Source organism: Mesorhizobium sp. M7A.F.Ca.ET.027.02.1.1, assembly GCF_004022985.1.
Classification (GTDB): Bacteria; Pseudomonadota; Alphaproteobacteria; order Rhizobiales; family Rhizobiaceae; genus Mesorhizobium.
In genome coordinates, this window is record NZ_RZOL01000196.1 from 1 (window position 1) to 11,200 (window position 11,200).

10 protein-coding genes and 3 pseudogenes are annotated in these 11,200 nt (G+C 62.4%); 10 read left to right on the forward strand and 3 right to left on the reverse strand.

The annotated features are described in order from the left end of the window. From EN749_RS20705 to EN749_RS20745, 9 genes and pseudogenes are all read left to right on the forward strand, one after another. Positions 1-358 (forward strand): annotated as a pseudogene (locus tag EN749_RS20705) (phosphopentomutase); the annotation flags it as partial. Then, positions 351-1,241: a bifunctional DNA-formamidopyrimidine glycosylase/DNA-(apurinic or apyrimidinic site) lyase gene (mutM, locus tag EN749_RS20710; RefSeq protein ID WP_128363863.1), complete on the forward strand. Its 891-nt coding sequence runs from the start codon at positions 351-353 to the stop codon at positions 1,239-1,241. The pseudogene EN749_RS20705 and the gene mutM, both read left to right, overlap by 8 nt. 132 nt (positions 1,242-1,373) lie before the next feature. Then, positions 1,374-2,147 carry an enoyl-CoA hydratase gene (locus EN749_RS20715; protein WP_127268054.1) on the forward strand — a complete coding sequence of 258 codons (774 nt, stop codon included), beginning with the start codon at positions 1,374-1,376 and terminating at the stop codon, positions 2,145-2,147. A 182-nt stretch (positions 2,148-2,329) separates the two neighbouring features. Further along, positions 2,330-2,596 (forward strand): 30S ribosomal protein S20, encoded by a 267-nt coding sequence (rpsT, locus tag EN749_RS20720; RefSeq protein ID WP_013533694.1) that lies wholly within the window; start codon positions 2,330-2,332, stop codon positions 2,594-2,596. A gap of 919 nt (positions 2,597-3,515) precedes the next feature. After that, the gene (gene dnaA / locus EN749_RS20725; RefSeq protein ID WP_236383352.1) at positions 3,516-4,991 is read left to right on the forward strand and encodes a chromosomal replication initiator protein DnaA; all 1,476 of its coding nucleotides are present in this window, start codon (positions 3,516-3,518) and stop codon (positions 4,989-4,991) included. A 304-nt stretch (positions 4,992-5,295) separates the two neighbouring features. Next, entirely contained in the window at positions 5,296-6,414 is a 1,119-nt protein-coding gene (dnaN, locus tag EN749_RS20730; protein WP_023811387.1) for a DNA polymerase III subunit beta, read from the forward strand. Positions 6,415-6,619: 205 nt separating this feature from the next. Continuing rightward, positions 6,620-7,765: a DNA replication/repair protein RecF gene (gene recF, locus EN749_RS20735; protein WP_128363864.1), complete on the forward strand. Its 1,146-nt coding sequence runs from the start codon at positions 6,620-6,622 to the stop codon at positions 7,763-7,765. 31 nt (positions 7,766-7,796) lie between these two features. After that, positions 7,797-8,552 (forward strand): molybdopterin-synthase adenylyltransferase MoeB, encoded by a 756-nt coding sequence (locus tag EN749_RS20740; RefSeq protein ID WP_127807961.1) that lies wholly within the window; start codon positions 7,797-7,799, stop codon positions 8,550-8,552. 4 nt (positions 8,553-8,556) lie between these two features. Beyond that, positions 8,557-9,042 carry a GNAT family N-acetyltransferase gene (locus EN749_RS20745; RefSeq protein ID WP_127396806.1) on the forward strand — a complete coding sequence of 162 codons (486 nt, stop codon included), beginning with the start codon at positions 8,557-8,559 and terminating at the stop codon, positions 9,040-9,042. Between the two features lie 36 nt (positions 9,043-9,078). Here the strand turns inward: EN749_RS20745 and EN749_RS20750 are convergent, their stop codons facing one another. After that, on the reverse strand, positions 9,079-10,080 hold the full coding sequence (locus tag EN749_RS20750) for a D-glycerate dehydrogenase (protein WP_127396805.1): 1,002 nt from the start codon (positions 10,078-10,080) through the stop codon (positions 9,079-9,081). A gap of 147 nt (positions 10,081-10,227) precedes the next feature. On the opposite strand from EN749_RS20750, the gene EN749_RS20755 reads away from it, so the two are divergent. Then, a complete protein-coding gene (locus EN749_RS20755; protein ID WP_127267923.1) occupies positions 10,228-10,788 on the forward strand; it encodes an SH3 domain-containing protein in 561 nt (186 codons plus the stop codon). Positions 10,789-10,856: 68 nt separating this feature from the next. Here the strand turns inward: EN749_RS20755 and EN749_RS20760 are convergent. Continuing rightward, positions 10,857-11,021, reverse strand: a pseudogene (locus tag EN749_RS20760) (DUF4260 family protein); the annotation flags it as partial. Positions 11,022-11,040: 19 nt separating this feature from the next. Next, positions 11,041-11,200 (reverse strand): annotated as a pseudogene (locus EN749_RS38915) (transcriptional repressor); the annotation flags it as partial.

The window sequence follows — 11,200 nt, forward strand, 5'->3', positions numbered from 1 at the left end:
CCTCGTCTTCGCCAATTTCGTCGACTTCGACACCGAATTCGGTCACCGCCGCGATGTCGCGGGCTATGCTGCCGCGCTCGAGGCCTTCGACCTGCGGCTGCCGGAGGCATTTGCGAGGCTGCGGCAGGGCGATCTTCTCATCCTGACGGCCGACCACGGCAACGACCCGACCTGGGGCGGGACCGATCACACGCGCGAGCGCATTCCGGTGATCGGCACTGGACCGGGTCTCAAGGGCGGCGACATCGGACTGAGAACGACATTCGCCGACATTGGCGAGACCGTGGCCGAGCATCTCGGGCTGGCGCCCGGACGCTACGGCACGTCTTTCTATACGGCGATCGGCGGTCATGCCTGAATTGCCGGAGGTCGAAACCGTCCGGCGCGGGCTGCAGCCGGTTCTGGAAGGCGCCACCATCGCCCGCGTCGAGGCGCGCCGACCGGATCTGCGCTTTCCATTTCCCGAGAAATTCGCGCAGCGGCTGACCGGCAAGACGATCACGGCACTCGGCCGCCGGGCCAAGTATCTGACGATGGACCTGGAAGGCGGCCCCATGCTGATCTGCCATCTCGGCATGTCGGGCTCATTCCGCATAGAGACGGCCGATGGCAGCGACATGCCCGGCATCTTCCGGCACGACCGCTCGAAGAGCTCCAATCACGACCACGTCGTCTTCCATATCGTGTCTCCGGCCGGTGCCCGGTCCCGCGTGATCTTCAATGATCCGCGCCGCTTCGGCTTCATGCTGTTTGCGGAAGGGCTGCCGGACGTTCATCCGATGCTGGCTGGACTTGGCGTCGAGCCAACCGGCAACACATTGGACGGTGCGCTGCTCGCCTCATTGATGAAGGGGCGGCGATCACCACTGAAGGCAGCGCTTCTCGACCAGAGGCTGATCGCCGGGCTCGGCAACATCTATGTGTCGGAGGCGTTGTGGCGTGCCGGCCTGTCGCCGCTGCGCGAGGCGGGCACGATCGCCAGGCCCGGAAAGAAAGCCCAGGCCCAAAGCGAACACCTCGCGCAAGCCATTCGTTCGGTGATATCGGATGCGATCGCAGCCGGCGGCTCCTCACTGCGGGACTATATGCAGACCGATGGGTCGCTGGGCTATTTCCAGCACGCCTTCGCCGTCTACGACCGCGAGGGGGAGGCCTGTTCCAAACCCGGCTGCGGCGGCCACATCGAACGTGTCGTGCAGAGCGGCCGATCGACCTTTTATTGCCGGACATGTCAGCGATGAGTCAGAGTAATTCCAGGAAAAGTGGGAACGGTTTCCCGTTCGGAATTGCGTCAAGACAGAGAGATGGAGCGGTTCTGCGTTTCCGTGAAACGATGAACCGCTCTAGGCGAGCGTGAGCAAGGAGAAGCAGCCATGGCCTATGAGACGATCATCACCGAGACGCACGGCAAGGTCGGGCTGATCACGCTGAACAGGCCGCAGGCGCTCAACGCGCTGAATTCGCAGATTCTGACCGAGGTGGTGGCGGCCGTGAACGGGTTCAGCGCCGATCCCGGTGTCGGCGCCATGGTCATCACCGGTTCCGAAAAGGCTTTCGCCGCCGGCGCCGATATCAAGGAGATGCAGTCCATCTCCTACGCGGACGCCTACGCCCAAGACTTCTTCGTCGGCTGGGAGGAACTGACGCGGGCGCGAAAGCCTATCATCGCGGCGGTGGCGGGCTATGCACTCGGCGGCGGCTGCGAGTTGGCGATGATGTGCGATTTCATTATCGCCGCCGACACGGCCAAATTCGGCCAGCCCGAGATCACCCTCGGCGTCATTCCAGGCATGGGCGGGTCACAAAGGCTGACCCGCTTCGTCGGCAAGTCGAAAGCGATGGACATGTGCCTGACCGGGCGGATGATGGATGCCGCCGAGGCCGAGCGTTCTGGCCTGGTGTCGCGGGTGGTGCCTGCCGGCGAGCTTGTCGAGGAGGCACTGAAGGCCGCAGCCAAGATCGCCGCTTTCTCGCTACCATCGGTGATGATGGCGAAGGAGGCTGTCAACCGCGCCTTCGAGACGACGCTTGCCGAGGGATTGCGGTTCGAGCGCCGGCTGTTTCACTCGCTGTTTGCACTGGACGATCAGAAGGAAGGCATGGCGGCCTTTGCCGAGAAGCGGAAGCCGAATTTCACCAACCGCTGACGCCAATCCCTTGGCTGCGAAGAAGATGGCTGCTGGCCGCCAAAAAGAAGGCCGGGCAGCGTTGACGCGCCGGAAAAGCTGAACTATAAGCCGCACCAACCGAGGCGGCCCCGTGGCTGCCCGTTTGTTTTTTGCGCCCTGCGGCATCCCGCATGCGCCGACCAGATCAGAAGAGAGGCATCATGGCCAATACATCCTCGGCCAAAAAGGCAACGCGCAAGATCGTCCGCCGCGCAGCGATCAACAAGAACCGCCGCTCGCGCGTCCGCACCTATATCCGCCAGGTCGAAGAGGCCCTTGCCTCCGGTGACAAGGCTGCCGCACAGGCTGCCTTCAAGATCGCGGAGCCGGAATTGATGCGTGCCGCGACCAAGGGCGTGATCCACAAGAACACGGCGTCCCGCAAGGTGTCGCGACTGGCTCAGCGGGTCAAGGTACTGTCGGCCTGACATTACTTGCCTAGACTGACGTTCTTCGAACCCGGCCGTTTGTGCCGGGTTTTTTCGTTTGCCGGCAAGCACTTAAAAAGAATGTCCGGAAACGGCGTCTTATGCGGCATTTCACAATTAGGAATAGTTTGCCGGCATATGCATGCCTGCTGGTGATCGGCATGCTTGAAACGGCCGACCTAAAGATTCTTAACTGTCAGAAATAGCTTATACCTTTCAGTGACTTACAGATGGTGATCCACAGCTTGTCCACACCGGACCGGCCCGATCGGGGAGAAGTCGCTGTCAAGCGAATTATTTCAGAATATTTCTGTCAGCGCCCGGTTTTTCATATTCGCCGGAAAAGGGTTTGAATCACAATGGCTTTGTTAAAATGTGCCGTCGCGGCACGCCACTCGAACCCGCCTCCACTAACCAGATTCCTTAAAAATCCGTTAGACGTGGCCTTGCCCTATCCACAGCGATTTCGGTAGTGTCGATCTATCGAAAGGGACGGGCTCTGGCTCTTAACCTAAGCCTGAATCGGCCAGCTTAAATTGGCGGGATTTGCAACGCGGATTAAGTCCGCGGACGGCTTTGGTTTGTCGATACGGTAGGGGACTGGCGTAACTAGACATGGCAGGTAGACGGCGCGCCGGCGCTCTTTTCGCCGGGCGGTGTTGTATTGCCCTGACATACCCAACGCGGACTGGCTTCCATGGGCCGGCACCGGTTCCCACGGATAATGGGCGACGTTCATCTGCCGGCGGCGGCAGCGGACATCGTAGCAAAGACTTAGGTCGCCGGAACCGGATGCAGGAGGCGCATCCCCGGTGGAAAACAGGTACGGAAGGACAAGGAAAAGATCATGCAGAGCGGCATTGAAAGGGAACTTACGGGCGACCTCCCATTTCCTGGAACTTTGATCGGAGCAAACGACATGGCGGTGTCCAGCGACGCGGAACAGAAATTCGACCGGGTCAAGACCCAGTTGAAGGCGCGCCTGGGAACCGAAGTCTATTCGAGCTGGTTTGGCCGCATGAAGGTCGCCGAGGCTTCCAAGGGCATCGTCCGCATCTCCGTGCCTACCGCCTTCCTACGTTCATGGATCAACGGCCACTATCTCGACCTCATTTCCGAGCTGTGGAAGCAGGAGGATGCCGATCTCCTCAAGATCGACATCGTCGTGCGCACGGCAACCCGTCAGGGACGCAGCCAGGCCGAGCCAGAGGTAACGCCAGCACGCAGCAAGATGACACGGCAGACGCAGACGGCACTTGCCGCCGGCACAGTCAGCCCCAGCCGGGTGGAGCGCGCACCGGCTCCGCGTCCGGGCACACCGATCGAGAGCGAATTTCGCCACAACGTGCTGGGGTCGCCGCTCGATCCGCGTTACACGTTCGGCTCCTTCATCGAGGGACCGTCGAACCGGGTGGCCTTCGCCGCCGCCAAGGCGGTAGCGGAATCGCAATCGAGCGCAGTGCGCTTCAATCCGCTTTTCCTTCACGCAACCGTCGGGCTCGGCAAGACACATTTGCTGCAGGCCATCGCTGCGGAATCGCTGAAGCAAAACCCCAAGTCGCGCGTCGTCTATCTCACGGCCGAGTATTTCATGTGGCGCTTTGCCACCGCGATCCGCGACAACAACGCGCTGACGCTCAAGGAACAGCTGCGCGACATCGACCTGCTCATCATCGACGACATGCAGTTTCTGCAGGGCAAGTCGATCCAGCATGAATTCTGCCACCTCATCAACATGCTGCTCGACAGCGCCAAGCAGGTCGTCGTCGCCGCCGACCGGCCGCCATCGGAACTGGAATCGCTCGAACCGCGGGTCCGTTCGCGCCTCAATGGCGGTGTCGCGCTTGAAATGTCGGCGCCCGATTTCGCCATGCGCCTCGGCATGCTCAAATTGCGCCTTGCCACGGCCAGGAGCGACGACGCATCGCTCGACATTTCGGAGGAGATCCTCAATCACGTCGCCCGCACCGTGACCGGCAGCGGACGCGAGCTGGAAGGCGCCTTCAATCAGCTTTTGTTCCGTCAATCCTTCGAGCCGCAGATCACCATCGACCGGATCGACGAAATCCTCGGCCACATCTATCGCACCGGCGAGCCGAAGCGTGTCCGTATCGAGGACATCCAGCGCATCGTGGCGCGTCACTACAATGTGTCGAAGACCGAATTGCTGTCCAACCGGCGCACGCGCACCATCGTCAAGCCGCGGCAGGTCGCCATGTACCTGTCGAAGGTGATGACGCCGCGCTCGCTACCCGAGATCGGACGGCGTTTCGGCGGCCGCGATCACACCACGGTGCTGCATGCCGTGCGCAAGATCGAGGACCTTTCCGGCAACGACAACACGCTGGCGCAGGAACTTGAGCTTCTGAGGCGGTTGATCAACGACCAGGCCTGATCCTCCGGGGATGGCCGAGCCGGAACAATACCGGAATTCAATGGCTTGCCAGTGCGGCGCTGGGCCTGGATCGGGCTCGTGGCGCCGCCTGGAAGCGATCTGGATTTCGGTTTTACGACACTGGCTCGCGGACTTCGGGCGCGTTATCCCCAGAAAGCCCGCGTAGCCGGCCTGAACCGGTGGCGCGGGCTTGCGTTTGCTGGTTTTTTCCTGTCAGTTTACGCAGATTCTGAACCTGTTCAGACCTTTCGCGGGACGCCGCTCACTGGTGACCCGTCATTCATTCAAGCGAGCCTGTTTCGTCATGCGTGTTATCCTGGAACGGTCAAATCTCCTGAAGTCGCTCAACCACGTCCATCGTGTGGTCGAGCGGCGAAACACCATACCGATCCTGTCCAACGTGCTGCTCAGCGCCGAAGGCGCCAGCCTTGAAATGAAGGCGACCGATCTCGACCTCGAGGTGACCGAAGCCACGCCCGCCAAGGTGGAGCGCGGCGGGGCGACGACAGTCCCGGCACATCTGCTCTACGACATCGTGCGCAAGCTTGCCGATGGCGCCGAGGTGATGCTGAAGACGGACGAGGACGGCAACGCCATGACGGTGACGTCTGGCCGCTCGAGCTTCCGCCTTCAGTGCCTGCCGCAATCCGACTTCCCGGAGCTCTCGGCCGGATCGTTCTCGCATATCTTCCGTCTCGACTCGGTTGCCCTGAAAGGCCTGATCGAGAAGACCCAATTCGCCATCTCCACCGAGGAGACGCGTTATTACCTGAACGGCATCTATCTGCACACGCATGAGGTCGGCGGCAAGTTGAAGCTGCGCTCGGTAGCGACCGACGGCCACCGCCTGGCGCGCGCCGAGATCGATGCGCCAGCGGGTTCCGAAGGCATGCCGGGCATCATCATTCCGCGCAAGACGGTGAGCGAGTTGCAGAAGCTCGTCGACGATCCGGATGTCGCGGTCACCACCGAACTGTCGGACACCAAGATCCGCTTCACGATCGGCAGCGTGGTTTTGACCTCGAAGCTGATCGACGGCACCTTCCCCGACTATCAGCGGGTCATTCCGACCGGCAACGACAAGAAGCTGATCATCGACCGCCAGAGTTTTGCCGCCGCTGTCGATCGCGTCTCGACCATCTCTTCCGAACGCGGCCGCGCGGTGAAGCTGTCGATCAGCGAGGGTCAGGTGACGCTTGCGGTCAACAATCCCGATTCAGGCAGCGCCACCGAAGAGCTGTCCGCCGACTATTCATCCGATCCGATCGAGATCGGCTTCAATGCCAAGTACCTGCTCGACGTTGCCGCGCAACTGACCGGCACGGAAGCCAAGTTCATGCTGGCCGACGCCGGCTCGCCGACGCTGATCCACGACATGGCCGACGAGACCGCACTCTATGTGCTGATGCCGATGCGGGTGTAGCGGCGCGGTGTCAGCACTTCGGTCCTGTTGTGGACCGGCAAGCGCGATATTTACGGCAACTTCTAGAGCAATTCCAGGAAAAGTGTGAAGCGGTTTTCCCGGGAAAAGCGCATAGCGCTTTCCCTTGGGAATTGCGTTAAAACAAAGAGATAGATTGGTTTTGCGTTTCCGTGAAACGATGGAACGCTCTATAGGCGGATAGCGGTTGCCGGCACAGAACCACATAAGTAAGCTTACACTTACCAATTTCCGAAACTACGCGGCGCTAACGATCGATCTGGCGCCAGGTGCCGTGGTTTTTTCCGGCGACAACGGCGCCGGCAAGACCAATCTCCTCGAAGCAATCTCCCTTTTGACACCGGGGCGTGGTTTGCGCCGCGCCCCTTACGTGGATGTCGCACGCGAGGGCGGCGACGGCGGCTTTGCATTGCATGCCCGGCTCGACGGACCTGACGGCCAGGTCGAGATCGGAACAGGCATTTCCGGCGGCGACACCGCCGGCGAAGGCGGCAGGCGGGTGCGCATCAACGGAGCGTCGGCGCGTTCGGCCGAAGACATGCTGGAATGGCTGCGCGTGGTGTGGCTGACGCCAGCCATGGACGCGTTGTTCACCGGACCGGCCGCGGATCGCCGGCGATTTCTCGATCGGCTCGTGCTGGCGATCGATCCCGGGCACGGGCAACGTGCGATCGACTACGAGAAGGCGATGCGCGGTCGTAACCGGCTGCTTACCGAAAACTCCCGGGACGACCGCTGGTTCGACGCTATCGAGACGCAGATGGCCGAAACCGGTGTGGCGATAGCCGCGGCGCGGGCCGAAATGGTGCGGCTGCTCGCCACCATGATCGACAGGCTGCCCGACACGGGACCATTTCCGCGGGCCGATATCGGCCTTTCGGGCGATCTGGAAGCCGAAATCGCCGCCGCGCCGGCGGTCGATGTCGAGGAGCGCTTCCGTCGGACGCTTGCCGGGGGCCGTGAGCGCGATCGCGCCGCCGGGCGCACCCTCGACGGCCCGCACCGTTCGGATCTGGTGGTTCGACACCGCCCCAAGGCGATGCCGGCCGAACTCTGCTCGACCGGCGAGCAGAAGGCACTGCTGGTCGGCATCGTGCTGTCGCATGCAAGGCTGACCGGCGAAATGTCGGGCATGACGCCGATCCTGCTGCTCGACGAGATCGCCGCGCATCTCGACAGCGGGCGGCGCGCGGCGCTGTTCTCCATCCTGGAGGAACTGAACTGCCAGGCGTTCATGACAGGAACCGATGCTGCGCTGTTTTCCAGTCTCCAGGGGCGCGCGCAATTCCTGACTGTCGACCATGGGACGGTTGGGCCAACCGAAGACCCCTGACAAGGTTTTTCAGTCCCTGTATGATCAGGCAATGACCACTGCCGCCCTGACCGCAGACGAGATCGAACGCTATGCCCGCCACATCGTGCTGCCGGAGATCGGCGGCGCCGGCCAGCAAAGGCTGAAACAGGCCCGGGTGCTGGTCATCGGCGCTGGCGGACTGGGCGCGCCGGTGCTTGAATATCTTGCCGCCGCCGGCGTCGGCACACTCGGCGTGATCGATGACGACACCGTTTCGCTGTCCAACCTGCAGCGCCAGGTCATTCACGGTACCGACACTGTCGGCCTGCTGAAGACCGATAGCGCCAAGCCGGCAATCGCTCGCATCAATCCCAACACCACAGTCGAACCGCATACGTTCCGGCTGACCACGGACAATGCGCCCGCCCTCGTCGCCCGCTATGACATCGTCGTCGACGGTTCCGACAATTTCGAAACGCGCTATGCCGTGGCCGATGCCTGCGCGAGCGAAGGCAAGCCGCTGGTGCATGCCGCCGTCGGACGCTTCGATGGTTCGGTAACGGTGCTGAAGCCATTCGAAGACGGCAAGGACGGCAAGCCCAACCCAAGCTATCGCGATCTGTTTCCCGAGGCGCCACCGCCGGGCCTGGTGCCGTCCTGTGCCGAAGCCGGCGTGCTTGGCGCGCTGACCGGCGTCGTCGGTACGCTGCAGGCGATGGAGGCGATCAAGCTGATCACCGGCATTGGCGAGCCGCTGGTCGGCCGGCTGCTGCTCTATGATGCGCTGGCGGCGCGCTTCGACACCATCCGCTACAAGAGAAGCTGAATTCTTGGACCGGAACGAAGCTGTCTCCATCACGCGGATCCCGACCGATTTCGACCGTTGGGACGATGTGCTCGCATTGATCATGCGCGCTTTCGCTTCGATGGACGGCGTTGTCGACCCGCCCTCCTCGGCCCACCATCTGACCGCCGACACCCTGAGCGACAAGGCGCGGCTGGAGACCGGCTTCGTGGCGGTGCAGGGCGACAGGATCGTCGGCTGCGTCTTTGCCCTTGAGAGGGCGGCGGACCTTTATGTCGGCAAGTTCGCGGTCGCGCCGGACCGCCAGGGACAAGGCATTGGCCGGCGGCTGATGCAGGCAGTCGAAGACCTTGCCCGTAGCCGCGGCAAGGCCGCCGTCGCGCTTCAGACGCGGATCGAGCTGACCGGGAATCATGAGGCCTTTGCTCGCCTCGGCTTTCGCGAAACTGAACGGACGGCGCATGAGGGCTATGCCAGGCCGACCTCGATCACCATGCGCAAAGCTATCTAGTAAGGTTTATCTTAGGGTTTGTGGGCCGCGACAGCGTCAGGTCCTGAGCGGCAGCACCCGATCCGGCGGGCGGTGGCCGTCGACGAAGGCACGGATATTGATGATGACCTTCTCGCCCATATCGATGCGGCCCTCGAGCGTCGCCGAGCCCATATGCGGCAAAAGCACGACCTTGTTCTTGGCGGCGAGCTTCAGCAGCTTGCTGTTCAAAGCCGGCTCATGCTCGTAGACGTCGAGGCCGGCCCCGGCGATCTTGCCGTCCTGAATCAGCTTGACCAGCGCTTCCTCGTCGATGATGTCGCCGCGCGCGGTGTTGACGACATATGCGGTGGGCTGCAGCAGCGCCAGCCGCCGCGCTGAAAGCAGATGGAAGGTTGCCGGCGTCGAGGGACAGTTGACCGAGATGATATCCATGCGGGCCAGCATCTGGTCGAGGCTTTCCCAATACGTCGCCTCCAGCCCGTCCTCCACGGCCGGCAGCACGCGGTGGCGGTTGTGATAGTGGATCGACAGGCCGAAAGCCTTGGCCCGTCTGGCGACGGCGGTGCCGATTCGCCCCATGCCGACAATGCCGAGCCGCTTGCCCCAGATGCGCCGGCCCAGCATCCAGGTCGGAGACCAGCCGGCCCATTTCTTGTCACCGGTGAGCACATTAGCGCCTTCCGCCAGCCGCCGCGGCACCGCCAGCATCAGCGCCATGGTCATGTCGGCGGTGTCCTCGGTCAGGACATTCGGCGTGTTGGTGACGGTGATGCCCCTCTTGGCCGCGGCCGCGACATCGATCTTGTCGACGCCATTGCCAAAATTCGCGATCAGTTTGAGGTTGTCGCCGGCCTGGGCGATCAGTGCGGCGTCGATATGGTCGGTTACCGTCGGCACCAGCACGTCGGCCTCCTTGACCGCCGCGACCAGTTCCGGCTGCGTCATCGGCCTGTCCTCGACATTCAGCCTGGCGTCGAACAACTCGCGCATGCGGGTCTCGACCGGGTCGGGCAGCTTTCGCGTGATGACCACGAGAGGCTTCTTTTTGCCTGCCATTGTTTCCCTCGTTGAGACCTCTTTAACCAAGACCGGCGAAACTGAAAGCCGGTCGCGGTGCCGATTACTCCCTGTAACAAGCGGTGCCGCCGAAGACAAAGAAAAAGGGGCGCCGAGGCCGATGGGCAAGCGCCGAAAGGAATGAAAGTGTCTGGTTTCGCGTCGCTTCGCCTGACCCTCAGCGCAGCATTTCTCGGCGCTCTGCTTTATTCTCCGCTTGCCGTGGCGCAGAGTGCCGCTGCACCTGCCCAGGGCGTCGTCACGCTTGGTCCGAGTGGCCTGCCGCTGCCGCGCTTCGTCAGCCTGAAATCCGGCCGTGTCAACTCGCGCGTCGGTCCCGGGGCCAACTACTCGGTCGACTGGATGTATATGAAGGCCGGCCTGCCGATGGAGATCATCCAGGAATTCGACACATGGCGCCGCGTGCGCGATGCCGATGGTTCGGAAGGCTGGATCAACCAGTCGCTGCTTTCCGGCCGGCGCACTGCAATCGTTGCCCCGTGGCAGCGCGGCAAGGGTGCCCAGATCAACCTTCTCAACAGCCCCAACAAGGACGCAAGGGTGGTCGCGATGGTCGAGCCGGGCGTCATGGGCACGATCAAATCCTGCGACGGCCAGTGGTGCGAAATGACATTCGATGGCCACACAGGCTGGCTTGCCCAGTCGATCGTCTGGGGCGCCTATCCCGGCGAACGGGTCAAGGACTGATTCTTGACCCAGAATCTTAACCCCGATCCCTCACGGCCCGGTTTGGGTGTGTTGAAATTCAGGTCAGCCTAGCGCCCGATACGGCCGAGATGGGTGTCCTGAAAGCCGGTTGGCAGCTTCAGGCCATGGGCCAGCGCACGGTCGATGGCGATGTGCGCGATCCAGATCAGCGCAACCGCCATCGCGGCCGCATTGCCCCACATGTGCCCGCCGAGCAGCAACAGCACGGGCACGGTAAGGGGGCCTCGCCGGTCATTCTCGGCGTTTGGGGCGCAGCCTCACCACGATATCGACATTGGCGATCTCCATCCCTTCCGGCGGCTCCGGCAGGTTGGCGACCGTCACCGGACCACTGTCGATGTCGAATATGCGGTTTTCGCCTTCGATGTAGAAATGGTGGTGGTCGGAGGTG